The 22,679-nt window shown below is 56.9% G+C and carries 23 protein-coding genes and 2 pseudogenes; 4 read left to right on the forward strand and 21 right to left on the reverse strand.

Features of this window, described 5'->3' with window-relative positions:
• The first annotated feature begins 375 nt into the window (after positions 1-375).
• Positions 376-1,131 (forward strand): PhyR family response regulator anti-anti-sigma factor, encoded by a 756-nt coding sequence (locus HY2_RS09240; RefSeq protein ID WP_034826970.1) that lies wholly within the window; start codon positions 376-378, stop codon positions 1,129-1,131.
• A 21-nt stretch (positions 1,132-1,152) separates the two neighbouring features.
• Here the strand turns inward: HY2_RS09240 and HY2_RS09245 are convergent, their stop codons facing one another.
• The 5 genes from HY2_RS09245 to HY2_RS09265 form a co-directional block, all read right to left on the reverse strand.
• Positions 1,153-2,031 carry a 3-hydroxybutyryl-CoA dehydrogenase gene (locus HY2_RS09245; RefSeq protein ID WP_034826972.1) on the reverse strand — a complete coding sequence of 293 codons (879 nt, stop codon included), beginning with the start codon at positions 2,029-2,031 and terminating at the stop codon, positions 1,153-1,155.
• Between the two features lie 134 nt (positions 2,032-2,165).
• Positions 2,166-2,639 carry a GtrA family protein gene (locus HY2_RS09250; protein ID WP_081814997.1) on the reverse strand — a complete coding sequence of 158 codons (474 nt, stop codon included), beginning with the start codon at positions 2,637-2,639 and terminating at the stop codon, positions 2,166-2,168.
• Positions 2,620-3,591 carry a glycosyltransferase family 2 protein gene (locus tag HY2_RS09255; protein ID WP_241762400.1) on the reverse strand — a complete coding sequence of 324 codons (972 nt, stop codon included), beginning with the start codon at positions 3,589-3,591 and terminating at the stop codon, positions 2,620-2,622. The genes HY2_RS09250 and HY2_RS09255 overlap by 20 nt, the downstream gene beginning before the upstream one ends.
• 261 nt (positions 3,592-3,852) lie before the next feature.
• On the reverse strand, positions 3,853-4,782 hold the full coding sequence (locus HY2_RS09260) for an electron transfer flavoprotein subunit alpha/FixB family protein (RefSeq protein WP_034826976.1): 930 nt from the start codon (positions 4,780-4,782) through the stop codon (positions 3,853-3,855).
• Positions 4,782-5,528 carry an electron transfer flavoprotein subunit beta/FixA family protein gene (locus tag HY2_RS09265; RefSeq protein WP_034826979.1) on the reverse strand — a complete coding sequence of 249 codons (747 nt, stop codon included), beginning with the start codon at positions 5,526-5,528 and terminating at the stop codon, positions 4,782-4,784. Before HY2_RS09265 ends, HY2_RS09260 begins: the two co-directional genes overlap by 1 nt.
• A gap of 243 nt (positions 5,529-5,771) precedes the next feature.
• On the opposite strand from HY2_RS09265, the gene HY2_RS09270 reads away from it, so the two are divergent.
• The 3 genes from HY2_RS09270 (at position 5,772) to HY2_RS09280 (ending at position 7,580) form a co-directional block, all read left to right on the forward strand.
• Positions 5,772-6,530, forward strand: a complete 759-nt coding sequence (locus HY2_RS09270; protein ID WP_034826981.1) for a YebC/PmpR family DNA-binding transcriptional regulator — start codon at positions 5,772-5,774, stop codon at positions 6,528-6,530.
• Positions 6,531-6,639: 109 nt separating this feature from the next.
• Positions 6,640-7,260 carry a hypothetical protein gene (locus tag HY2_RS09275; protein WP_146617188.1) on the forward strand — a complete coding sequence of 207 codons (621 nt, stop codon included), beginning with the start codon at positions 6,640-6,642 and terminating at the stop codon, positions 7,258-7,260.
• Between the two features lie 8 nt (positions 7,261-7,268).
• Complete coding sequence (locus HY2_RS09280; protein ID WP_034826987.1) at positions 7,269-7,580, forward strand: winged helix-turn-helix domain-containing protein; 312 nt, start codon at positions 7,269-7,271, stop codon at positions 7,578-7,580.
• A gap of 9 nt (positions 7,581-7,589) precedes the next feature.
• On the opposite strand, the gene HY2_RS09285 is transcribed toward HY2_RS09280, so the two are convergent.
• The 16 genes and pseudogenes from HY2_RS09285 to aroA all read right to left on the reverse strand — a co-directional run bounded on the left by HY2_RS09285 (position 7,590) and on the right by aroA (position 22,654).
• On the reverse strand, positions 7,590-8,033 hold the full coding sequence (locus HY2_RS09285; RefSeq protein ID WP_034826989.1) for a GNAT family N-acetyltransferase: 444 nt from the start codon (positions 8,031-8,033) through the stop codon (positions 7,590-7,592).
• Positions 8,034-8,108: 75 nt separating this feature from the next.
• Entirely contained in the window at positions 8,109-9,515 is a 1,407-nt protein-coding gene (gene lpdA / locus HY2_RS09290) for a dihydrolipoyl dehydrogenase (protein ID WP_034826991.1), read from the reverse strand.
• 96 nt (positions 9,516-9,611) lie between these two features.
• The gene (locus tag HY2_RS09295) at positions 9,612-9,980 is read right to left on the reverse strand and encodes a hypothetical protein (RefSeq protein ID WP_034826993.1); all 369 of its coding nucleotides are present in this window, start codon (positions 9,978-9,980) and stop codon (positions 9,612-9,614) included.
• 89 nt (positions 9,981-10,069) lie between these two features.
• Positions 10,070-10,702, reverse strand: coding sequence for a hypothetical protein (locus HY2_RS09300; RefSeq protein ID WP_034826995.1), 633 nt, complete (start codon positions 10,700-10,702; stop codon positions 10,070-10,072).
• Positions 10,703-10,789: 87 nt separating this feature from the next.
• Complete coding sequence (locus tag HY2_RS09305) at positions 10,790-12,415, reverse strand: serine protease (protein WP_034826997.1); 1,626 nt, start codon at positions 12,413-12,415, stop codon at positions 10,790-10,792.
• Positions 12,416-12,485: 70 nt separating this feature from the next.
• Entirely contained in the window at positions 12,486-13,307 is an 822-nt protein-coding gene (locus tag HY2_RS09310) for a ferredoxin--NADP reductase (RefSeq protein ID WP_034826999.1), read from the reverse strand.
• A 203-nt stretch (positions 13,308-13,510) separates the two neighbouring features.
• Positions 13,511-14,029 carry a rhodanese-like domain-containing protein gene (locus HY2_RS09315; protein ID WP_051594878.1) on the reverse strand — a complete coding sequence of 173 codons (519 nt, stop codon included), beginning with the start codon at positions 14,027-14,029 and terminating at the stop codon, positions 13,511-13,513.
• Between the two features lie 101 nt (positions 14,030-14,130).
• Positions 14,131-15,030 (reverse strand): tyrosine recombinase XerC, encoded by a 900-nt coding sequence (locus HY2_RS09320; RefSeq protein WP_034827001.1) that lies wholly within the window; start codon positions 15,028-15,030, stop codon positions 14,131-14,133.
• Positions 15,031-15,081: 51 nt separating this feature from the next.
• Positions 15,082-15,795, reverse strand: a complete 714-nt coding sequence (locus tag HY2_RS09325; RefSeq protein WP_034827003.1) for an SDR family NAD(P)-dependent oxidoreductase — start codon at positions 15,793-15,795, stop codon at positions 15,082-15,084.
• Between the two features lie 163 nt (positions 15,796-15,958).
• Positions 15,959-16,366, reverse strand: coding sequence for a large conductance mechanosensitive channel protein MscL (gene mscL, locus HY2_RS09330; protein ID WP_034827005.1), 408 nt, complete (start codon positions 16,364-16,366; stop codon positions 15,959-15,961).
• A gap of 106 nt (positions 16,367-16,472) precedes the next feature.
• Complete coding sequence (locus HY2_RS09335; RefSeq protein ID WP_034799346.1) at positions 16,473-16,772, reverse strand: integration host factor subunit beta; 300 nt, start codon at positions 16,770-16,772, stop codon at positions 16,473-16,475.
• A gap of 420 nt (positions 16,773-17,192) precedes the next feature.
• A pseudogene (rpsA, locus tag HY2_RS09340) lies at positions 17,193-18,872 on the reverse strand (30S ribosomal protein S1); the annotation flags it as partial.
• A 133-nt stretch (positions 18,873-19,005) separates the two neighbouring features.
• Positions 19,006-19,644 carry a (d)CMP kinase gene (cmk, locus tag HY2_RS09345; RefSeq protein ID WP_034827007.1) on the reverse strand — a complete coding sequence of 213 codons (639 nt, stop codon included), beginning with the start codon at positions 19,642-19,644 and terminating at the stop codon, positions 19,006-19,008.
• Between the two features lie 42 nt (positions 19,645-19,686).
• On the reverse strand, positions 19,687-20,781 hold the full coding sequence (locus tag HY2_RS09350; protein WP_034827008.1) for an NADH:flavin oxidoreductase: 1,095 nt from the start codon (positions 20,779-20,781) through the stop codon (positions 19,687-19,689).
• A gap of 57 nt (positions 20,782-20,838) precedes the next feature.
• A pseudogene (locus HY2_RS09355) lies at positions 20,839-21,332 on the reverse strand (macro domain-containing protein).
• Positions 21,332-22,654: a 3-phosphoshikimate 1-carboxyvinyltransferase gene (gene aroA / locus HY2_RS09360; protein ID WP_034827009.1), complete on the reverse strand. Its 1,323-nt coding sequence runs from the start codon at positions 22,652-22,654 to the stop codon at positions 21,332-21,334. The pseudogene HY2_RS09355 and the gene aroA overlap by 1 nt, the downstream one beginning before the upstream one ends.
• Positions 22,655-22,679 lie beyond the last annotated feature (25 nt).

The following is a 22,679-nucleotide window of genomic DNA, read 5'->3' on the forward strand; positions in this document are numbered from 1 at the left end:
ATGAATGAGGGAGCCAAAGGGCTCAGGTCAATTGCTATTACTCATGACCTCTTGTCCCCCGGTTGTCTTGCCAACCAAACCACATCTTCCTGAGTGGCCTCACTTTCTGAACTATTCGTGCCGCCAGCCCAGAATGGCGTTTCTGTTCCTTCTGAAGCCTTAGGTGGAACCCTACAATTTCTTCCTGACATGCGGTGCTGTGTATCCAGAGAACCATGTGCCCTCTTTCTGACATGTTGATTTGGAAAAAACGCACTCTTCACAAAGAATTTTTTGTTTTATCTTTCAACATGATCACAGCTTCGGGTTAACGAACCACCAACTTTGATCTGAAGAGTTTAACGACTTCAACAGCATAATACGACGGGGCCCTCCATGCCACTGCACCAACAGCTACAGGCCCTGTTGCCGTCTCTACGCCGCTACGCGCGGTCCCTGACAGGGGTCCAGACCGAAGGAGACAAACTGGTTGGGAAACTTCTGAATCAACTTCTGGAAGACAGGCTCAACCTTGATCAGACTACGAGCCCACGAGCCGCCTTGTACAAGGCGCTGGGACAGCTGGTGGATGCTCAGATAGAGGCCAGTGACATTCTGCCGGAATATCTGCGCTTGGCAAACACAACAAATCGCCGGGCATTGCTGCTAGTTTCTGTCGAGAATGTCTCGGATGAAGAGGTAGCCGAAGCATTGGATATTGAGGCTGAAAGTGTCCAGGCACGTATCAGCAATGCCTCTGAAGAACTCCTGTCCTCTCTCGTCACAACGGCAATGGTTATCGAGGATGAACCCTTTATTGCCTATGATCTGGCCACTGCCTTACGAGATCTGGGGCACACAGTTCCCGCGACAGCAAGCACCCACGCCGAAGCAGTCGCCCTGGCGAAGATGCACACCCCCTCCCTCATTCTTGCAGACTTGCGTCTGGCTGATGAGAGTTCAGGCTTGGAAGCAGTAGAGGAAATCCAAGGGTTCTGTAATACGCAGGTGATCTTTATCACGGCCTATCCGGAACAATTGCTGACCGGAGACAAGCCGGAGCCAACCTTTCTGATCCCAAAGCCCTTCAAGACAGAAACGGTCACAGCAGTCGTATGCCAAGCCTTACTGATGCATCAAATGACCCGTTAGCAAGAATAGATCGAAACAGGCTTAGCGCGTCGGAACAGGCTGTTCTCCGGAATAGTCGTAGAAGCCCTTGCCAACTTTCTTGCCGACCCATCCGGCCTCGACATACTTCACCAGCAGCGGGCACGGGCGATACTTTGTATCCGCCAACCCATCATGCAGGACCTGCATAATCGACAGACATGTATCCAGTCCGATAAAGTCCGCCAGCGTCAGCGGTCCCATGGGGTGATTTGCGCCAAGGCGCATGGCCGTATCAATGCTTTCCACTGTGCCAACGCCTTCATAAAGCGCATAGACGGCCTCATTGATCATCGGCACCAGAATACGGTTCACGATAAAGGCCGGATAGTCCTCGGCATTCGTGGTAGTCTTCTCCAGGCGGCGGGCAAAATTGATAGCCAGCTCATAAGTCTCCTGGCTTGTGGCCAGACCGCGAATGACTTCTACCAGTTTCATCAACGGTACCGGATTCATGAAGTGCAGGCCGATGAACTTCTCGGGCCGGTCCGTCACCGATGCTAAGCGCGTGATGGAGATAGAAGACGTGTTCGTCGCCAGATAGGTTTCCGGCGGCACGATCTCGCAAATAGACCGGAAAATCTGCTCTTTGACTTCGCGCTTTTCGGTTGCGGCCTCGATGACAAAGCCTGCTGACTCATGATTCTTGATCACCGTAGTCGGCTTGATGCGCGCAAGAGCGGTCTGCATCTCAGCCTGATCGATCAGACCGCGCCCAACTTGGCGGGCCATATTACGCTCGATCGATTCCATGCCATGCGCCAGCGCATCTTCGGAAATATCGCTCAGGACAACATCATATCCTGCGAGAGCGCTTACATGGGCGATCCCGTTGCCCATCTGACCTGCGCCAATCACGCCAATAGTCTTCAGGTCTGTCATCTGGCTTTTGTCCCAAGCTTGTTCAAAAAAGACATGTCATATCGTGTTTGTGCAGTGCGTCAAACACAAGTCTATCTCGCAGTCTGGTCTGTCGCGGATCGCTGGATGTGGCTTTGCAAGCACAGGCCACACAATCAGCGGCGAAATACAAAAAAGCGGTTTAACATGAAATTCGTCACGAAAGATCCGGCAACGCCAATTCCAAAATAAATGGTCGCCAAGATACCAATAGGTGCCTTCCAGGATTCCAGCACGAAAATCAGCAACACTCTCACGGCACCCGCCACAAGCAGAACGGTGAGATTGCCGATGAGGCGCTGACGGGAAAACCGGGAGTCAGCACTTTTAAACGTCCAAAACTCGTGGACGAAATAGAACAGGAAGCCGACCAATATGAAGGATACTCCGGCAGCGAAGCTCAAATCTGCATCCGCAAAATGAAACAGTGACAATGCGAGAAGATAATCCACACCCAGCGCACACAAGTTGGCCACTAAATATCGCAGCCCGCTACTTCTGGCACTTGGAACCTTGAGCTTTTTGTTCATTGGGCTTGCTTCGGTTTCTGGCCAGCTCATCAGCTTTCGATTAGCGATGGTACCTGCCATAAGAAGAGACTGCCAGATAAGCGAGGCGCCGCATTTCAGTGCGCCCTCGTGAGATAGTGTCCAGTGTGAGCCCCACGGCAAGCGACAACATCGAAATGCCAAAGACACCCATCGCGACAAAAAGCGTCGGGAAGCGAGGCACCAAGCCTGTTTCAACATATGTCATCAAAATGGGCATGATCATGATACACGCTGTCAGGAATAGAAGCCCTGTGACAGCAGAAAAGAACTCAAGCGGTTTTTCATCACGGATAAGTCGGCTGATCACCCGCAATATACGAGCGCCGTCGCGTATTGTACTGAGCTTGCTGGCAGAACCTTCCGGGCGAGCACGATAAGCCGTGTCCATCTCAATGACAGGCAATTGGAGACGAAGGGAATGTACACACAATTCCGTTTCAATCTCAAAACCATTTGAGAGCGCCGGAAAGCTTTTGACGAATTGTCGAGTCATCACGCGATAACCTGACAGCATGTCTCTAAAACGATCCCCAAAGCTCATTCTTACGAGACTAGTCAGCATCCAGTTTCCGAACCTATGCCCGAACCGATAAGCATCTATATGCTCACTCACGCGCGCGCCACTCACCATGGCCAGCCTATCCTGAACCAGACGTGAGATCATGCGTGGGGCCGCCTCCGCATCATACGTTGCGTCCCCATCGGCCATGACATAAATATCTGCCTCCACATCACTAAACAGGCGGCGAACGGCATTGCCTTTGCCCTGGTAGGGCTCTTGTAAAACGTCCGCTCCTGCCGCGCGGGCAATCTCTGCAGTCCTGTCCGATGAATTGTTGTCGCAGACGAAAATGTCCGCTTGTGGCAGTACCTCCCTGAACTCCTGTATCACCTGAGCGATTGAGGCCTCTTCATTGTGGCAGGGAAGAATGATGGCAATCTTCAAATCTCGCAGATCTGAAGCGTCGATAGTTTCTGCACCTGCAGGCACGGATCGCAAGACGGATTTAGCCATATATCACCTCTCACCAGCTCGCCCGGCCTGCAGAAACGATGCGCGCCTGCCTTGAGCCCCGGATTGCAATCTCCTGTATAGCGAAATGGCCTTAACAAAACGCAAGGTCCGCTATTTCGGCTTGTGAGCATTCTTTCCCGGTTTTGTAAGGACAAGGTCACAACAGAGGCGTACCTCATGAAAAAGCCCCCAGCGCGTTATGCACCAAGGGCTTTTAGCTGGAATTGTTCTATGTGATCAGAGCGCTTCGGTCAGCTCCGGCACAGCAACGAATAGATCCGCGACAAGGCCGTAATCGGCAACCTGGAAGATCGGAGCCTCTTCGTCCTTATTGATCGCAACAATGATCTTGGAGTCCTTCATGCCGGCGAGGTGCTGGATGGCTCCGGAAATACCAACAGCCACATACAGCTCAGGCGCAACAATCTTGCCGGTCTGGCCAACCTGATAATCGTTCGGGGCATAGCCAGCATCGACGGCGGCGCGGGAAGCACCAACGGCGGCTTCCAGCTTGTCGGCAAGTGGCACGATCAGTCGATCGAATTCTTCCTTGGAGCCGAGGGCACGGCCGCCGGAGACGACGCGCTTGGCTCCTGCCAGTTCCGGACGGTCGGACTTGACCATTTGCTCGGAAACGAACTCCGATTTGAATGGACCTGCCGGAGCATCAACGGATTCCACGGAAGCGGAACCATCTTCGCTTGCAGCGTCAAAAGCCGTACCACGCACGGTAATGACTTTCTTCGCGTCGGAAGATTTCACCGTAAGGATGGCGTTACCGGCATAGATCGGCCGCTCAAACGTGTCGGTGTCGATCACATCGGTAATATCAGATAGCTGCATCACATCCAGTTTGGCTGCGATACGCGGACCGATATTCTTGCCCATCGTGGTAGCCGGGATGAAGACGGCATCATAGCCATCCATCAGCGGCACGACCAGGGCTTCCATGGCTTCGGCAACCTGCTTGGCAACGGACGCGCCGTCTGCATGCAGCACCTTGCGAACGCCGGAAATCTTTCCAGCCGCAGAGGCCACATCGCCAGCGCCTTCACCCGCCACGAGGACATCCACATCGCCGCCGAACTTGGCAGCGGCAGTGACCACTTTGTGGGTTGCATCGTTCAGGGATGCATTATCGTGTTCAGCAATAACAAGAACAGCCATTAGATCGCTCCCGCAGCTTTGAGTTTCGAAACCAGCGTGGCGACGTCTTCGACTTTCTCGCCCGCTTCACGTACCGGCGGCTCGGTCACTTTCACCACGGACAGGCGCGGCGCAATATCAACTCCATAGTCGCCCGGTGCTTTCTCATCGATCGGCTTTTTCTTTGCCTTCATGATGTTCGGCAGGGAAGCATAGCGCGGCTCGTTAAGGCGCAGGTCAACGGTCACGATGGCCGGCGTGGTCAGCTTCAGTGTCTGCAGACCGCCATCCACTTCGCGTGTCACTGTCAGGGCGTCACCGTCCTTTTCCAGCTTGTATGCGAACGTTCCTTGCGGCCAGTCGAGCAGAGCGGCCAGCATCTGGCCGGTCTGATTGGAATCATCGTCAATTGCCTGCTTGCCCAGCAGAACGAGATCCGGGTTTTCTTCTTCCACGACCTTAGCGAGCAGTTTCGCAACGGCCAGCGGCTCAACCGTTTCATCCGTCTTAATCAGGATTCCGCGATCACCACCCATGGCAAGCGCCGTGCGGATGGTTTCTTGAGCTTGTTGTGGACCGATGGAAACGATGACGACTTCCGTCGCCGTGCCGGCTTCCTTCATACGAACAGCCTCTTCGACGGAGATTTCGTCGAACGGGTTCATGGACATTTTGACATTGGCGAGATCGACGCCGGTCTGGTCAGGTTTGACCCGGACCTTCACATTATAATCGATCACGCGTTTGACGGGCACGAGGACCTTCATACAAGCGCTCCAGATATCTGTTGGGGTTCTAGACTTCGTGGACTGTGCCTATCGCCCCCAAATAAAAGACGCAAGGTTTACGTTGACGTAAGTGTCAATTTGGCGCGGAAAATTTTTGCAAATTCTACAGACACTCGCATTCATGGGAGTGAAAATGGCTTGCATCCTCCACCTTGGCCATCCCGCCAACCTGCGCTAAACGCCACACTTTCCATCTTCCGAACCGATCCGACGAGGACTCTCATGGCCGGCCATAGTAAATGGGCAAACATCCAGCACCGCAAAGGCGCACAGGACAAGAAGCGCGCCGCGCTGTTCGCACGCCTTTCCAAGGAACTCACCATCGCCTCCAAGATGGGCGGGCCTGATCCCGACGGCAATCCACGCCTGCGTCTGGCCATCCAGAACGCGCGCGGCCAGTCCATGCCGAAGGACAATATCCAGCGCGCCATTGACAAGGGCCAAGGCGGCGGCGGCGATGACTATATCGACATCCGCTATGAGGGATTTGGCCCCGGCGGCGTCGGCATCATTGTGGAAGCCTCCACAGACAACAAGAACCGCGCGGCAACTGACATCCGTACAGCTTTCTCCAAGAATGGCGGAAACCTTGGTGAGACAGGCTCTGTCTCCTTCGGCTTCGACCAGGTTGGTGAAATCCAGTATCCGGCAGAGGCCGGCAGTGAAGACGAGATGATGGAAGCCGCCATTATGGCCGGCGCACAAGATGTCGAGTCTGACGAGGAAGGCCACTGGATCTATACGGCACGCGAAGACCTGCAGACGGTTGCTGACGCACTGGCAGAACATTTCGGCGATGCCGTCGAAGCAAAGTCCGCGAAGCTGATCTGGAAACCACAGAACACGGTTCCCGTTGAAGGTGACCAGGCCGACACGCTGATGAAGCTGCTCGATGTTCTGGACGACCTGGACGACGTCTCGAACGTCTATGACAATTCCGAACTTTCTGATGAGGAAATGGCGCGCCTTTCCGAGAACTAGGCGCCCTTACCTCCTGCTTACAGGACATCTTTGCAATTCCCTGGGCAAGGCCTTGACGGTTCTTTTTATCCATATACTTTGTTTTTCAAAGTACTCTATGGAGATCAGAATGAGTCCTCAAACCATGGCAGATGATCTTGCCTACATCCGTGACCTGGCTGAGGCCGGGAAAAACGCCCCGCTTCTGGGTGGCCGGTTTCTTGTCTTGTGGGGCGCCCTGACCGCAGCCGCCTATCTCGGCCACTACGCCATCGCCGAGGGCATGTTCGGCCTACAACCCGTGGCTTTCGCAATCATGTGGATTGCCTATGTCACCCTCGGTGTCGGCGGCATGTACCTGATGAAGATGAGCTACCCCAACAGCAAACCGGGGCGCGCCTCTACGGGCAACAAGGTCTCTGCGCTGGTGTGGCAAGCCTCTGGATATTTCCTCGGTGCTTACTTCCTTGGCGCCTTTTTGTCGGCAATGATGTTAAATGTCTTCTCGCCGTTTATCTGGTCTGTTCCTATGGTCGTTGGCCTGTATGGTCTGTCGCAATATGTATCCGGGGTGATCGCCAATACCGCTCCCCTCAAGCTGGCTGGTATTGCGGCCATGCTGAGTGTCGTCCCCGCCATCCTGCTCAGCGGGACGAATTATATGTGGCTATTCGGGGCTGCCGTCGCAGCGATTTGCGTATTGGTGCCCGGCATTATCCTGATGCGCCGTGAACCCAGCGAAACTGTCTGAGGTCCGTCATGACGGACAGCAATCCCTTTGACCATTCCGATATTGACGATGTTATTCATGGCCGCTTGCGCCTTGGCGTCATGGCCTATCTATCCACGGTCAGCCCCGCGACTTTTGGGGAGTTACGAGAAAAGGTTGGCGCGACAGACGGCAATTTGTCGACCCATTTGCGCAAACTGGAAGAGGCGGGTTATGTGGACCTCGAAAAGCTGTTTGTGGGCCGAAAACCCCAGACACGGGTCCACCTGACAGATACGGGCCGCAAGGCTTGGCTCGCTTGGCTTGACCGGATGCAGGCCCTGATGAAGGCTGCAGAATAGTACACTATCTCAAGGACCGATCAGGCGTATCTGCTCGGCCTTTGCACTTCCGGTCCTCGCGCCAACCTTCCAGCCGAGCGCCTCATACGCCTTGCGCGCATTCACATTCTGCATGTCGACATCTAGGCTTAGCGGCCTGCCCGTTTCCTGCCGGGCCACGTCCAGTAAGCCGCGCCCTACCCCGCATAGCCGCCAGTCCCGTGCCACGAAGAGATGATCAATATAGCAGACCTCTGGCCGAAGTGTGAGAAAACCGACCACTCCGGCATTCGGCTCCTCGGCGACCCAGGCGCGTGCGCTTGGCAGGGAATTGAACAATTTCCGCAAATAGGGCGCCGCAGGGCTGCGCCAGGGGAACTCTGTCAGACAGTCGCGAAGCAATTGATAGCACGGCCTGTAGTCACGCCGTGAAAAAGGTCGGATGCGCCAGCCTGCTGCGGGATGCGTATACATATCCCGAGCCTGAGCCCGAACAGCAGGCTGGTCCAGATTTTATCGCAAAGAGGAAGAGCAAAAAATTGCCTCTGCCTACATTTGCATCGTCCAGCCTTCGACAGCCATCGCAGCCTGACGTATCGCTTCCGATAGGGTCGGGTGCGCGTGGGAGGTGCGGGCGACGTCTTCAGACGCGGCGCCAAACTCCATTGCGACACAGAGTTCACCGATCATTTCGCCAACGCCAACACCAATCATGTGGGCACCGAGAATACGATCCGTCTTCTTGTCTGCCAGAACTTTCACGAACCCGTCGGTCTCGTGATTCGTTCGCGCACGGGAGTTGGCCATGAAGGGGAATTTGCCCTTCACATATTCCACGCCTTCTTCTTTCAGCTGTTCCTCGGTCTTTCCAACCCAGGCGATTTCGGGCTTGGTGTAAACGACGCTCGGCACCAGATTGTAATCGACATGCCCTGCCTTGCCGGCAATCAGTTCGGCAACAGCAACACCATCGTCCTCTGCCTTGTGGGCCAGCATCGGACCATGGATGCAGTCACCAACAGCCCAGACACCATCAGCGGCCATGAAGTGACCATCGGTGACCTGCACAACGCCTCGCTTGTCCGTCTTCACGCCAACGGATTCGAGGCCAAGTCCTTCAGTATAGGGCTTGCGGCCGATCGCAACGATCACGGCGTCAGCATCCAGAACTTCCGTTTCACCGCCAGCTGCCGGCTCCATGCTCAGCTTCAGCTTGGACTTCAGCTTTTCGACACCCGTCACTTTCATGCCGAGGCGGAAATTGAGGCCCTGCTTCTTGAAGACCTTTTGGGCTTCCTTGGCGATCTCATTGTCGGCGCCAGGCATGATACGGTCGAGATATTCAACCACTGTCACTTCAGAACCGAGGCGGGACCAGACGGAGCCCATCTCAAGACCGATCACCCCGGCGCCAATCAGGATCAGGCGCTTCGGAACGGAGGTCATCGACAAGGCGCCAGTATTGGTAACAACGCGCTCTTCATCAATCTCGATACCCGGCAGGTTTGCCGGCTCAGAACCGGTGGCGATCACGATATTCTTCGTATCCAGCGTCTGGGTCTTGCCGTCTTCACCGGTTACTTCGACCTTGCCCTTGCCGAGGATCTTGCCGCGGCCTTTGACATAGTCGACCTTGTTCTTCTTGAAGAGGAACTCGATGCCCTTGGTCAGGCCGTTCACGGCATCGGTCTTCTGGGCCATCATCTGGTCCAGATCCAGCTCAAGTTTGCCGGTCTTGATACCCATAGCCGCAAAGTCATTCTGCGCCGTAGCGAACATTTCTGAGGCGTGCAGCAAGGCCTTCGAGGGGATGCAGCCCACATTCAGGCAGGTGCCGCCAAGCGTGCCACGGGATTCAATACAGGCAACCTTCAGCCCGAGTTGTCCTGCGCGAATTGCGCAATTGTAGCCGCCGGGGCCGCCACCGATAATGACGACGTCGTATGTCTCAGCCATGGGGAAATCTGCCTTGGTCTATGGGCTCAAAGGAATGAGCCGCCAAACTAGGCATTTTACTTCTGAAATCAATGCGGCAGGGTCTGCAGAATTGGATTAGCTGCGTTTCGTTACGACAAGGCCCGCGAAAAGCAGCCACAGAACGCCTGTTGTGATGGCCTCATCCATCCACAGCACCGGGTCGGCCCCTGACGCTGCCATAAGGCCAGCGAGCAACGTGAACAGCAATATGCCCACCAGAAGGATCCATTTTCCGACAGATCGGCGGAAAATCAGCAGCAATCCGCCAATAAGCATGACACTCGTTGCAACAAGCCGCACCAGACTGGTGGGTGGCTGCAACAAAGCATCCGAAACACTACTGCCCCGGCTGACAACGATATTCACGGCATGCAGGCCACCCCAGAACAACCAGCCCGCAATCAATGTGATCAGAACTGCGAGCAAGCGCCATATGATAGACATTGCATCCTCCCCTTATCCTTTGTCCGGCAAGGGTAGGGCTAAGCCTCACCTACAGCAAATGGAAAGAGATATGCCTGCCCAGACTTGGCCTAGCTGGCGCGGCGACGGCGGGCCTGCATCTTGCGGCCATGCACCGCAAAACTCGCGCGCTGGCGCGCAATCGCGGCGGGCACGAAAGTCGGCTTCGGCTTGCGGACAACGGCCGGAACATCCGGGGTCGGGCTATGCGCCTGAACCTGCGGGGCAAGCGGTTTGGTCAGTATCAAGGGGACGTCCGTCGCCTGGGCTGGCTGAACCTCGCGGCCCGGTCGCACACGAAGCTCCCACACAGCAAAGAACAACAATATCGCACCTACACAGACCCCGGCAATCGCACCTTCTTCCGGACTGGGATCACGCCACCAGCCGGGCTCGAATGTCACCAGATAGAGACAGGGAATGCCTGCGAGGGCCCCATAAAGATACCACAGCACACCACCGCGGCGTCGGGCCGCAACCATGACACCGGAGCTGTAAAAGCACAGTGAGGCTATCAGATAGGGTCCGCCATGGGCGATGCCGAGTTGGCGCCAGTCGACACTCTCAAGACCTGAGGCAATGTCATCCTTCACAATCCAGCTCATCACCATCATGATCGAAGGCCAGCGCACAGCCGTCAGCGCGCCAAAGGCAAAGGCGATTGCATAGACTGTTAGCAGGATGGCAATAAGACGGCGAAGCATCCCTTCGCGTAGCATGGGTGTAGTAACTGCCCGCTGAACAGGGTGTTGCGAATTTCACCTATCTCTCAACTGAGGGGTAAACGACCTTTAGTTCTCCGCAGCATCCTGAGCGCCGCAAATACGAGAATCGATACAGTAATTCAGTACGCCCATCGCCAGATGGGGCGTCAGATTAGCAGCCTCATCCGTATCTGCCTCTTCGTCTGCCGCAATGCGGAACAGGCCCCTCACACTTTCCTGCTGGCGCAGCGCCGTGCGCACAAGCCGTGTGATATAATCCACCGGTGCAGAAATCTCGCTGAACCCACGCTGCGGAGAGACGGGAAGACGCGCATCTTTGGGCACAACCATGGCAATCATGGATTGAGGCCCGAGCGGCGGGCCTGCCTGCAAGCCTGGCTCGCCGAAAATGTCCCTGGCCAGATAAATTTCATCACCCGCTTCCCGCACAGGCCATTCCCCTGCAGCCTCCATCGGATTTGGGTAAAGCTGCGTCAGCATATCATTGGAATTGTAATCGAACAGCACCAGCTTGCCACGCACGGGCAGTGTGACTTTCAAATCCACCATGTCGCCATTCTCGATAACAGACACAGGCTCACCCGCTGCATTCACCAACGTCACGGGCATATCCATGACGATTTGCTCAAAATCCTGCTGCACACTGGCGACAAGATCCGGTACGCCGCGTGTCGGCGCGGGCACGTCGGCCGCCTGAATGAAGTTCGCATCCGGAACATAGGATTTGATCCATTCGGCATAAGCCGAGATGCGCGTATAGGCACCGGGACTCTCCTCGCGGCCACAACCGACGCCCCAACTCACAATGCCGATCTGGTAGGGGCAGCCATTCTTGGCATATTTGACCAGCGGCCCGCCGCTATCGCCCTGGCAAGCATCCTTGCCGCCCTGCTCCAGTCCGGCGCAGATCAGATGGTTGTCAACAATCAATGATTGGTATAAGGCCGGATACCCTTCCAGCATGGAGGCTTTTCTAAGTCGCTGCTGGCAGACAGACGCATCCACAGTTGGCGCGGAGGTTTCCTGCAAAACAAGACTCGGTGCGGCGAGCGCGAAATTACGTGCATTCTGCCATTTCGTGCGCTCGCCCGGCTGTAACTCCTCAAGATTTCCAAAGCCCGCGACCCAAGCCTCCTCCCCCGCTTTGGACAAACGATCTGTCGACGCATCAACGGATAGCGTGGCTATCGGGCCGGTCCACTGGTCTGCCAGCTTCAGCAAGGCGATGTCCGCCCCTTTATAGATATCATCGGCCCCGGCATAATCCGGATGGGTGATCACCTGCGTCACAAAAGAACCATGTGCACTATCGGGCATATAGCCCAAATCTTCCGTGCCCAGCTGAACCCGGATGGCCGCCACCTTGCGCAAGGGCGCCCCCTCACCCGTGGACTCATAGGCAAAGACACGGCCGCTCTCTTCAGACACGGCAAAGCCTTCGACGCAATGAGCCGCAGTCACGATCCATTGCGGAGAAATCGCCGCGCCGCCGCAGACATGGTAGGTCTTCTCGCGCATACGCAGCTGGATGGAGGCAATGCCCGGCCAGTTTTCAACATGCGCGCTGACGCCGCCAACAACCTTCGCCCCGCTTGGCGTATCGTCCACGCGGCAGGTCCGCTCCTGAGCGCTCATCGCTAAGGGCAGGGCTATCGCCGCGAGGGCAAGCGTCAGAGACTGCGTAGCGCGCATAGGTGTCGTCCTCCCGGGCAGGAGGTTAACCACGGCACTCAGATTCCGCAAAGCGTTTGGTGTGGAGGCGCTAGCCGGCAAAGGCCTTTTCGATCACGAATTCTGCCGGCGCCGCATTCGAGCCTTCCGTCAGGCCGGCCTTCAGCATCAGCTCTTTCACGTCCCGAATCATCTCCATGGAGCCACAGATCATCACACGATCCGTTTCCGGATTAAGCGGCGGAACGGCCAGATCCTCAAACAGTTTACCCGTCTCGATCAGGGTCGTGATACGGCCCTTATGCTCATAGTCTTCACGGGTACAGCTGCCATAGCGGCGCAGCTTGCCCTGGGCCAGTTCACCCAGGAATTCGTGATTTAGCGTCTCGTCGACAATCTCCTTGGAATATTCCAGCTCCGCAGCCTCACGACAGGTGTGCGTGACGATCACCTCGTCGAATTTCTCATAAGTTTCCGGATCGCGCACAACGCTTGCAAATGGCGCAAAGCCGGTACCTGTGGAGAAACAATACAGCCGCTTGCCTGGCACCAGCGCATCATGCACCAGTGTGCCCGTTGGCTTCTTGCCCAGCAATACCTTGTCGCCTGGCTGAATCTTCTGCAGCCGCGAGGTGAGCGGCCCATCCGGCACCTTGATGGAGTAGAATTCCAGTTCCTCATCCCAGCTCGGGCTTGCAACAGAATAGGCGCGCAACAACGGGCGACCATCATCCTTGTAAAGCCCAATCATCACGAACTCACCAGACCGGAACCGGAAGGTGGACGGGCGCGTCAAGCGGAAGCGGAACAGCCGGTCTGTATAGTGCTTCACCTCAAGGACGGTTTCCTCGGTTGGCGCGTTCGGATTTACCTTCTTGGCGGCCGCGGGGGAAGGGGAGGCTTCTGCTGTCATGTCTTGGCTCTTGCTCCTTACGGGTACGCGGCGTCACATGACGCCTTAGCCGGACAAATGCAATGCGCGCAGCGAACACTTCAGATTTACTGAAGAGTCCGGCTGCATCGCAAGTACAGCCTTAAAGGCAAATTTGAGAACGATTTGCAATAGTGGAAACTGCGTAATGTGCGCTTCTGGCGCACATAGGCAGGAAAACTGCCCTAAAGCGACGCCGCTCCAGAGACCCAGTGAATGTTTGGATCGGCCATCTGATAGCTGCCGTCCAGCTCATAGATGTTCTGATAGCCGTAGCCATACAGATTGATAAAGGTCGGCACATTCAGCGCCAACTCCATCCTCTTTACCGGAACCGGTGCAACATCATCGACGAAATTATTGTTGCAATAGATCAGAATCCGCGTGGTTTTGGAGGGAATTGTCTCGGCCAGTTTGGCATCCGTGAAGTCGGAGAAGTTCAGATGAATGGCGCCGTCGATATGCCCCATCAGATAGGCCGCCTGGCTGCGTGTATCCAAAACGAGTGTCCCGCCTTCCGCTTTCATCTGGTTGAATGTCTCCAGATCAACCAGCCGCGTTACGCGATAGGCAGAGACTTCATCTGCGAGCGCGACAAAGCCATCATAGTCGACCTGATCTTCCTGAGCCTGAGCCATGAGTCCACAACCGATAAAGGTTGCAAGGGTCAGAATCCCCAGAATTACATTTCTTTTGACACCCATGGCGCCAGTCCTTTCTGCACTCCTGCCAAGAGCTTACAGCATCAGGATTACCGCCAATTGAGGCAGTAATGGGCAATTTAAAAGGGTTTTGTAAGGATAATTCAGGCGCGCGGATGGGCCGCCGCGTGGACATCCCGCAAGCGTTCACTGTCCACGCCGGTGTAAACCTGCGTCGTCGAGAGCGATGCATGGCCCAGCAGGGTCTGTATCGCCCGCAGGTCTGCGCCCTCAGCCAGAAGATGCGTTGCAAAGGCATGGCGTAATGCGTGAGGTGTCGCCGTATCAGGCAGACCAAGGATTGCGCGCAGCCTTTGCACCAGACCCTGAATGAGACGAGGGTTCAAGGCGCCGCCCTTGGCTCCGCGAAACATCGGATCGTTCGGCCCCAGCCGGTACGGACACAGCTCCGCATATGTCTCCATCGCCTGCCGCACGGCCGGGAGCAGGGGTACAATCCGCATCTTGTTACCCTTGCCCGTGATCCTCAGGCGCTCAGGCGCGGGGATGTGAGACCCAGTAAGACTAAGCGCTTCGGAGATACGCAAGCCTGCGCCATACAGCAGCGACAGGACGGCCGCGTCCCGCGCATTGACCCAGGCTTCAGTGTCCGGGTCCGACGCGGCCTCCTCGATCAGATCCTTCGCTGCTTCGACAGAAACCGGGCGCGGCAAGCGCTGCGGACGTTTGGGGCCCTGCAGATAGGCGATTTCTGCATTCTCTATGTCATGCGTGCGGCCCAGCCAGCGGTAAAGTGCCTTCACCGAAGACAGAAGTCGCGCAATCGAGGCATCGGAGAGGCCCTCACGGCGGCGCTGCGCCAGAAAGGCCCGCACATCGCGCGCACGTAATTTTCCAAGACGTTTCGGTGTCGGTTCTTCTTCCAGATAAGTCCGGAGAAAGCCCAGAAACCCGGCGAGATCGCTCTGATAGGCCTCGACCGTCTTGGCCGCCATGCGGCGCTCATTCTGAAGGTATGATGTGAAAGCGGCCAGGGTCTCCATAAGGTCATCCTGTCAGAGCAGGCTTAAGGTTCAGTTGCGGTCTGCCGCCCCTCAAGCAGGAACGACCTTACCGGCCCAGTCCAGCACCTTGCCGCTATCGGCTGCTGTCAGATTGTCGATGACCTCCAACAGATAAGTCGCCGATTGCTCGGGCGAGAACAACTGGCTGTCCGGAACATTGGTCTGGAAAGGCATTGACAGGCCTGTGTCCACTGTACCGGGGTGTAGGCCGACACAGATGGAATCTGCATTCCGTCGCTGGCACTCGATGGAATAGTTTCGAATCAGCATATTCAGCGCCGCCTTTGAGGCACGATAGGCATGCCAGCCGCCAAGGTCATTATTCTCTATGGATCCGACCCGCGCTGAAAGAGCGGCAAACACCCAGCGCCCTGATGGGGGCATCCGCCCCAGCATATGCTTAGTTATCAGCGCAGGCGCAATCGTATTGGCCGCAAAGACGCGCTCGAAAGCATCGCGGCTCTGATGGCGATAGGATTTTTCGGGCGTCAGACCGGCGCCCTCATGCAGAAGGCCGACCGTAACCACGCAGAGTCTTATCCTGTCCGTCTTCGCACTGATCTCTTTGGCGGCTGCTTCCAGCGCTGCTTCATCCAGCGCATCCGCCTGGATGCTGACCGCCCCTTCCGGCACACGGCCGGACCGGGAAACGGCAAAGACAGAACCATACCACGAGCTTTCCAGCAGGCGCTGGACCAGGGCCTGCCCGATTCCTCCTGAAGCACCAAAAACAACTGCGCTCATGCTCTAATAACTAGGCGAAGGGGTCGGCCAGGCAAGACAATCGTGACCGCAAAAAAGAAGGGCAGCCAATAAGGCTGCCCCTCAATACTCTACACGTTTACTCTACTATTCATGAAGGTAAACAAATACTGCTTAACCGTTCATGAATATCTCTTCGCAGATTTCAGCTTTGCTTGGCAAGAAGATTGCGAATTTCCTCCAGAAGCACTTCCTGGCGCGGTGGCGCCGCCGGAGCGGCTTCTTCCTTTTTCTTCATTCTGTTCATGCCCTTAACGATCATAAACATGACAAAGGCCACGATGATGAAAGAGATCACGGCAGCAATAAAGTTACCGAGTTCAACCACTGCGGCCTCTTTAGCCACTTCGCCAGCTTCATTAATCTCGGCCGGGGAAATTGTGTAAGCAATTTCCGACAGATCGATGCCGCCCATGATGGGCGCCAAGAGCGGCAAGAAAACACCTTGGATGAAAGCCGTGACGACTGTTGCAAACGCACCGCCCATGACAAAGCCGACGGCCATGTCGATGAGATTTCCCTTCATCGCAAATTCTTTGAATTCCTTCAGCATAAAGGCCCCTTTTCTCAATATACCGCCGCTTGGAATGAACTGCGATTAGCTGTCCATTCGGCAAAATCGTCAAGCACGTTCATCACGCACGCGATCCCGGTTAGCCTTATCTCGCCTCTGGGTCCTCGCCGCCATTCACGCGAGCGCGTAATTCCTTGCCTGCCTTGAAGAAAGGTACGGCCTTAGCCGGCACACTGACAGCCTCACCCGTGCGTGGGTTGCGCCCCTTGCGGGCATCACGCTGGCGCACGGAAAACGCCCCGAAACCGCGCAGTTCCACACGGTCCCCGCGGGCAAGCGCCGCACCGATCTCGTCCAGAATGACATTGACCACCCGCTCCAGATCCTCCTGGCGTAGATGGCTATATTCCATGGCGAGTTTTGCAATCAGTTCTGACTTCAGCATGTCTTTGATATTACACGCATTTGCGGCGGGAGCGCTAGGCCCCCGCCGCAAACATTTCATCAATTTTAGAATACGTATCCGAAGACCGTCTCAGCCGTCTCAGGCGTTCTTGAGTTCTTCGGCCTGAGCCTTCCACTCCGCACCTTTGCCAGAGGTGCCAACTTCCTCTTCGAGGACGGCAATCTGGGCATCGGTCAGCGCAGCAATCTGCCAGAAATGGTAGATACCAGCTTCATTCAGCTTCTTCTCGAAAGCCGGACCAACACCTTTGATCTGCTTCAGATCATCAGCATCGCCCTGCGGGCCGGAAAGACGGCCTTTGTCGTCAAGAGCGGATTCGTCAGCCGTAGCCTGACCGTCGGTGGACGGCGGCGTCGGCTCGACCTTGTCGGACGTTTCCTTGGACGTACCGGAAGACGCCAGGGCTGCACCCAGGATGTCACCCAGGGACGCACCGGCATCCGCAGAACCGTATTGTGCGACGGCTTCTGCTTCTTCAGCGATTTCCAAGGCCTTGATCGACAGGGACACACGGCGGGAGCCGCGATCCACGGAGATCACCTTGGCGTCGACCTTGTCGCCTACAGCAAAACGCTCAGGACGTTGGTCGGCGCGGTCACGGGAAAGGTCAGAGCGGCGGATGAAGGATTTCATCGCCGGAGAACCGAACTCAACCTCGATACCGCCGGACGTCACTTCCGTAACCGTACAGGTAACCGTGGAGCCACGCTTGACGGCAGCGCCGCCATCAGCCGGGGCTTCAATCGGGTCGCCGGACAGTTGCTTGATGCCAAGCGAGATACGCTCTTTGTCAACGTCAACGTCGAGGACCTTGGCTTTGACCATGTCGCCCTTGTTGAAAGACTCGATGGCTTGCTCGCCGGACTTGTCCCAAGCGATGTCGTTGATGTGCACCATACCGTCGAGGTCCGGGCCGAGGCCTACGAAGAGACCGAATTCCGTGATGCCACGAACTTCGCCTTCGATTTCGGTGCCGACCGGATGCTCTGCCAGGAAAGCGGTCCAAGGATTGTCCATGGTCTGCTTCAGGCCGAGAGAGATGCGGCGCTTCTCGGAATCAACGTCCAGGACTTCCACATCGACTTCCTGAGAGGTCGACAGGATTTTGCCCGGATGGACGTTTTTCTTGGTCCAGCTCATTTCGGACACGTGAATCAGGCCTTCGACACCATCTTCCAGCTCCACGAAGGCACCGTAATCGGTGATGTTGGTGACCTGGCCCTTCAGGCGTGCGCCAACCGGGTAACGCGCGTCGATGCCGTCCCACGGGTCGGAGCCGAGTTGCTTCATGCCGAGCGATATACGCTGGGTTTCAGGGTTGATCTTGATGATCTGGACTTCGACTTCCTGACCAACTTCGACCACCTGAGACGGGTGGTTGATGCGCTTCCAGGACATGTCGGTGACGTGCAGCAGGCCGTCGATGCCGCCAAGGTCAACGAACGCACCATAATCGGTGATGTTCTTGACGATACCCTTGCGGACATCACCTTCAGCCATATCGGAAACGATTTCAGCACGCTGTTCGGCGCGGCTCTCTTCGAGGATCGCACGGCGGGATACAACGATGTTGCCACGCGCGCGGTCCAGTTTGAGGATCTGGAAAGGCTGAACTTCGCCCATCAGAGGGCCTACGTCGCGCACAGGGCGGATATCGACTTGGGAGCCAGGAAGGAAGGCGTTCACGCCGCCAAGATCGACGGTGAAACCGCCTTTGACGCGGCCGGAGATGGCGCCTTTGACAGGCTCTTCGGCATTGAAGCTCTTTTCCAGTTTGATCCAGCGCTCTTCGCGACGGGCCTTATCACGGGACAGGACAGCGTCGCCAAGGGCGTTTTCGATGCGATCAAGGTAGACATCGACGATGTCGCCGGATGCCGGCTCCTTGTCTTCCATCGAGAATTCTTTGAGCGGGATACGGCCTTCGGTCTTGAGACCGATATCTACCAGCACCGCATCATTATCGATACGGATCACAGTTGCCGGGATAACCTGGCCTTCCTGCATGGCGCTGGCGGCCGTGGATGATTCAAACATTGCTGCGAAATCATCGGTCGACGGGTTCATTTTATCAGACATTTGGGTTCCTTCGGCGGATCGAACGGCTCAGGGCGGACATGCACCATTGCAGCCCGCTCAGAACGACCCGAGAGCGTGGTCTCTTGAATTTGAAGTGGTGCAACCTGTTTGGATTTGAGGCTGAAAAGCCCCTTCAGGTGCGGTTTCCACGGGCGAGAGCGGCCTCTACAGCTGCCAGCGCCTTTTCCACTGCGGCCTCTATAGAGAGCTCAGTCGTATCAATCAAGACAGCATCTACCGCCATTTCTGCCGGAGCATCCTTACGAGACTGGTCTCTTTTATCACGCACGCGAAGCTGTTCGATCACCGCTTTCAATGTCACGTCTTCGCCCTGACCGCGCAATTCCTTCCAGCGACGATAGCCGCGCTCTTCCACGCTTGCATCTATCCAGAGCTTCACATCAGCGTCCGGCGCAATCACGGTACCGATATCACGGCCATCCAACAAGGCGCCGAGATCCTGGGTGGCAAAGGCCCGTTGCAGTTCGAACAGCGCCTGACGCACTTCCGGAATGACCGCAACCACACTAGCCGCCTTGCCTGCCTCAGCTGTGCGCAACTCCGCCTCTTGATAGTCAGCCAGATCCAGCGTGCGGGCCATATTTGCCAGGGCATCGGCATCATCCAGCGGGATACCCGCTTTCAGGGCCGCCACGGCAGTTGCCCGGTAAAGCCGGCCGGTATCCATGTGCGGCAGTCCGTAATGGGCTGCCAGCCGTTTCGCTATCGTGCCTTTGCCCGACGCCGTGGTTCCATCAATGGCAATAATCATCGGGCCGGGAGGTGGACGAACCCGCTGGCCAAGTCAAGCAGCTCAGGCCGTCTCACCTTCCCCCGCGTCCACGAAGCCTTTCCAGCGGCCCATATAGTCAATGAATGCCTGCCCGAGCCCCTCATTTTGCAAGTGGGAAACCGGAACGGGCAAGCTGATGGGTTCAAAGTTTGCATCCGCGGCAATTTTCTGCGGGAAATCATGATGCAGGATCGCGCCCCGGCCAATCACGACGAAATCCAGCCCCGCTGACATCGCCTTCTGGCAGGTCTCGCCTGTCGTCAGTTTGCCCGCTGCGCCCAGACGCACGTCACCACGCTCCAGGTCCGTGAACCAGCCAAGCAGGTCACGATCCTGATAGGCTTCATCCTGCGGCAGCTTGAAACAATCCCATAGCGACATGTCGAGATAATCAATCTTGCCGTCGCGCATGATCTTTTGCGCAACATCGCGCACTTCCATCAAATCCATGCCGAACCGTTCCGGCGACAGGCGCAGCCCTACCGAGAAGTCACGTCCGCAGGCGGCGCGGATGCCGTCGACGATTTCCTGCGTCAGGCGGAAGCGATTCTCCAGAGACCCGCCATACTGGTCATCACGTTGGTTGATCTCGGCGCTGAGAAACTGGCACAGCAGATAGCCATGCGCGCCGTGGATTTCGACACCATGGAAGCCCGCTGTCTCACAGCGCACCGCCGCCGCGATGAAATCGTCGCGCACCTTTTCCACTTCAGCCAGTGTCATCGCCCTTGCTCCGAATTCCTCGTTATCTGACGGGCAGACTGGCGGGCCTTCAATCAAATCATGCGGCGTGCGCATGCCGGCATGGTGCAGCTGCACCACCGAATGCGTGCCGGTCGCATTCAGCTTTGCCGCCAGTTCGGTCAGTTTCGGCAAATGACGGTTATCATAGACGCCCAGCTGACCCGGAAAGCCTATGCCATGCAGATCAATCTGCGCCGCCGCCGTCATGACGAGGCCAAAACCGCCCTGCCCACGCATTTCCAGCCAGCGGATTTCATCCTCGCTGAGCGTGCCATCCTTATGGCTCTGCTGATTGGTCAACGGCGCCAGCATGAAGCGATTCTTCATGGCCGGGCCATGGGCGAAGGTCAGGGGTGAGGTGAGATCGATCATGGCTGCACTTTGGCTTTGGAAGAGTGAAGGTCAATTTCTGCCGTAGGGGCAGGGGACTCAGCGGATGGCGTTGAGGGCGGCACCGAGCGCAGACCGGTTTTCTCGGTCTATAACCGCGAAAACGATTTCGGCATCGCGGGCGGCTGGGTGCCGGGCACAGATGGTGACAGCAATGTGCGCAGCCTGTGCTGGCGGGTAACCATAAGCACCGGTCGAAATGGCCGGAAATACGATGCGATGCATGTTCCGTTGGCTGAGTTCGGTAAGACAGTTGCGGTAGCAATTGGCCAGAATGTCTGCCTCACCATCCTGTCCACCACGCCAGACCGGCCCTACCGTGTGGAAAATGAGTCGCGGGGCAAGGCCGAATCCCTCCGTCACGTGTACCTCGCCCGGCGGGCAGGGGGCGAGTGGGCGACAAGCCTCTTTGAAGCGCGGTGGATGACGCCGTCGACACCGCCTCCGCCCAGCAAGCTGGAATTGGCAGCATTGACGATGACGTCTGCGTCCACGTCCAGAAGACTGCCGGGGTATAGGGCGAGACGCGGCATTACCCCTGCGAAATATCCGCGCCCAGTTCCGTCATATGCGACAGAAAATCCGGATAGCTCGTCGCGATCATGGAGATGTCATCGACGCTGACAGGATTTTGCGCCGCAGTGCCCATGATCAGCGCGCTCATGGCGATGCGGTGGTCATGATGGGTCTGCACGAGGCCGCCACCCGGCACCTTGCCGGCGCAGCCCTGAACGGCGAACCCGTCCGGGCGCTCTTCGGCCTCGACACCATTTGCGCGCAGCATGGCAACCGTCGCGCCGATACGGTCTGATTCTTTCACGCGCAGTTCTTCAGCGCCCGTCACAATCGTCTCGCCCTCCGCGAAGGCGGCGAGGACAGCAAGAATCGGGAACTCATCAATCATGGACGGTACCAGGCGCTCCGGTACAGCCTTGCCTTTAAGGGCTGCGGCCCCGGCATGCAGATTGATCAGGCGCTCGCCCGCTGCATCGCCCGCTTCCTCTGCCCCAAGATGTGCCCCCATCAGATTTGCCACATCGAAAAAGCCGGACCGGGTCGGGTTCGACATCACGCCCTCAACAATCACATCACCCTCAGGTGACAGAATACCCGCCGCAACCAGGAAGGCCGCAGAGGACGGGTCCCCAGGAATGGCCGCATCAAGCGCGCTGAGAGTCTGACCGCCTTCCACTGAAATCCGCATCACACCGCTATCAAGACGTGCAACATCCACCTTCGCGCCAAAGCCGCGCAACATGCGCTCGGTATGGTCACGGGTCGGCTTTGCCTCCTCGACAACAGTAGTTCCACTGGCCGCCAACCCGGCCAGCATGATGGCGGATTTGACCTGCGCAGAAGCCTGCGGCGGCGAATAGGTGATGGCTCTCAGATCATCCGTCCCGACCATGGAAAAAGGTAGACGGCCATCTGGCCCGGCCGTATCCAGCCCGCGCATCAGGCGCAGCGGTGTCAGGATGCGGTTCATCGGACGCGACCTCAGGCTGGCGTCGCCAGTCATTTCGACCGTGATCGGATAACCACAGACAACGCCCATGATCAGACGCGAACCCGTGCCGGAATTTCCGAAGTCGAGCACCTTGTCCGGCTGGGACAGGCCCTTGCGCCCCACGCCGGTCACCTGCCATTTGCCGCCTCCCAGCTGTTTCACATCCGCGCCCAACGCTTCCATGGCCCATCCCGTGCGCAGTACATCCTCGCCTTCCAGCAGGCCGCTGAACTGGCTGGTGCCCTCTGCCAGACCGCCCATAATTAGGGCTCTGTGACTGCACGATTTGTCCCCAGGGGCACGGATCGCTCCCTTCAGGGTTTTTACAGGACGACTGGTCCACACCATTTCCGGAAAATTCCTAGTTGATTGA

It is taken from the genome of Hyphomonas pacifica (genome assembly GCF_000682675.1).
GTDB lineage: Bacteria > Pseudomonadota > Alphaproteobacteria > Caulobacterales > Hyphomonadaceae > Hyphomonas > Hyphomonas pacifica.

Excerpts from the sequence above, each read along its gene's own strand:
- HY2_RS09240 (WP_034826970.1), top strand. The coding sequence starts at position 376 with ATGCCACTGCACCAACAGCTACAGGCCCTGTTGCCGTCTCTACGCCGC.
- HY2_RS09245 (WP_034826972.1), bottom strand. The coding sequence starts at position 2,031 with ATGACAGACCTGAAGACTATTGGCGTGATTGGCGCAGGTCAGATGGGC.
- HY2_RS09250 (WP_081814997.1), bottom strand. The coding sequence starts at position 2,639 with ATGGCAGGTACCATCGCTAATCGAAAGCTGATGAGCTGGCCAGAAACC.
- HY2_RS09260 (WP_034826976.1), bottom strand. The coding sequence starts at position 4,782 with ATGGCTGTTCTTGTTATTGCTGAACACGATAATGCATCCCTGAACGAT.
- HY2_RS09265 (WP_034826979.1), bottom strand. The coding sequence starts at position 5,528 with ATGAAGGTCCTCGTGCCCGTCAAACGCGTGATCGATTATAATGTGAAG.
- HY2_RS09270 (WP_034826981.1), top strand. The coding sequence starts at position 5,772 with ATGGCCGGCCATAGTAAATGGGCAAACATCCAGCACCGCAAAGGCGCA.
- HY2_RS09275 (WP_146617188.1), top strand. The coding sequence starts at position 6,640 with ATGAGTCCTCAAACCATGGCAGATGATCTTGCCTACATCCGTGACCTG.
- HY2_RS09280 (WP_034826987.1), top strand. The coding sequence starts at position 7,269 with ATGACGGACAGCAATCCCTTTGACCATTCCGATATTGACGATGTTATT.
- HY2_RS09285 (WP_034826989.1), bottom strand. The coding sequence starts at position 8,033 with ATGTATACGCATCCCGCAGCAGGCTGGCGCATCCGACCTTTTTCACGG.
- lpdA (WP_034826991.1), bottom strand. The coding sequence starts at position 9,515 with ATGGCTGAGACATACGACGTCGTCATTATCGGTGGCGGCCCCGGCGGC.
- HY2_RS09295 (WP_034826993.1), bottom strand. The coding sequence starts at position 9,980 with ATGTCTATCATATGGCGCTTGCTCGCAGTTCTGATCACATTGATTGCG.
- HY2_RS09300 (WP_034826995.1), bottom strand. The coding sequence starts at position 10,702 with ATGCTTCGCCGTCTTATTGCCATCCTGCTAACAGTCTATGCAATCGCC.
- HY2_RS09305 (WP_034826997.1), bottom strand. The coding sequence starts at position 12,415 with ATGCGCGCTACGCAGTCTCTGACGCTTGCCCTCGCGGCGATAGCCCTG.
- HY2_RS09310 (WP_034826999.1), bottom strand. The coding sequence starts at position 13,307 with ATGACAGCAGAAGCCTCCCCTTCCCCCGCGGCCGCCAAGAAGGTAAAT.
- HY2_RS09315 (WP_051594878.1), bottom strand. The coding sequence starts at position 14,029 with ATGGGTGTCAAAAGAAATGTAATTCTGGGGATTCTGACCCTTGCAACC.
- HY2_RS09320 (WP_034827001.1), bottom strand. The coding sequence starts at position 15,030 with ATGGAGACCCTGGCCGCTTTCACATCATACCTTCAGAATGAGCGCCGC.
- HY2_RS09325 (WP_034827003.1), bottom strand. The coding sequence starts at position 15,795 with ATGAGCGCAGTTGTTTTTGGTGCTTCAGGAGGAATCGGGCAGGCCCTG.
- mscL (WP_034827005.1), bottom strand. The coding sequence starts at position 16,366 with ATGCTGAAGGAATTCAAAGAATTTGCGATGAAGGGAAATCTCATCGAC.
- HY2_RS09335 (WP_034799346.1), bottom strand. The coding sequence starts at position 16,772 with ATGCTGAAGTCAGAACTGATTGCAAAACTCGCCATGGAATATAGCCAT.
- cmk (WP_034827007.1), bottom strand. The coding sequence starts at position 19,644 with ATGATTATTGCCATTGATGGAACCACGGCGTCGGGCAAAGGCACGATA.
- HY2_RS09350 (WP_034827008.1), bottom strand. The coding sequence starts at position 20,781 with ATGATCGATCTCACCTCACCCCTGACCTTCGCCCATGGCCCGGCCATG.
- aroA (WP_034827009.1), bottom strand. The coding sequence starts at position 22,654 with ATGGTGTGGACCAGTCGTCCTGTAAAAACCCTGAAGGGAGCGATCCGT.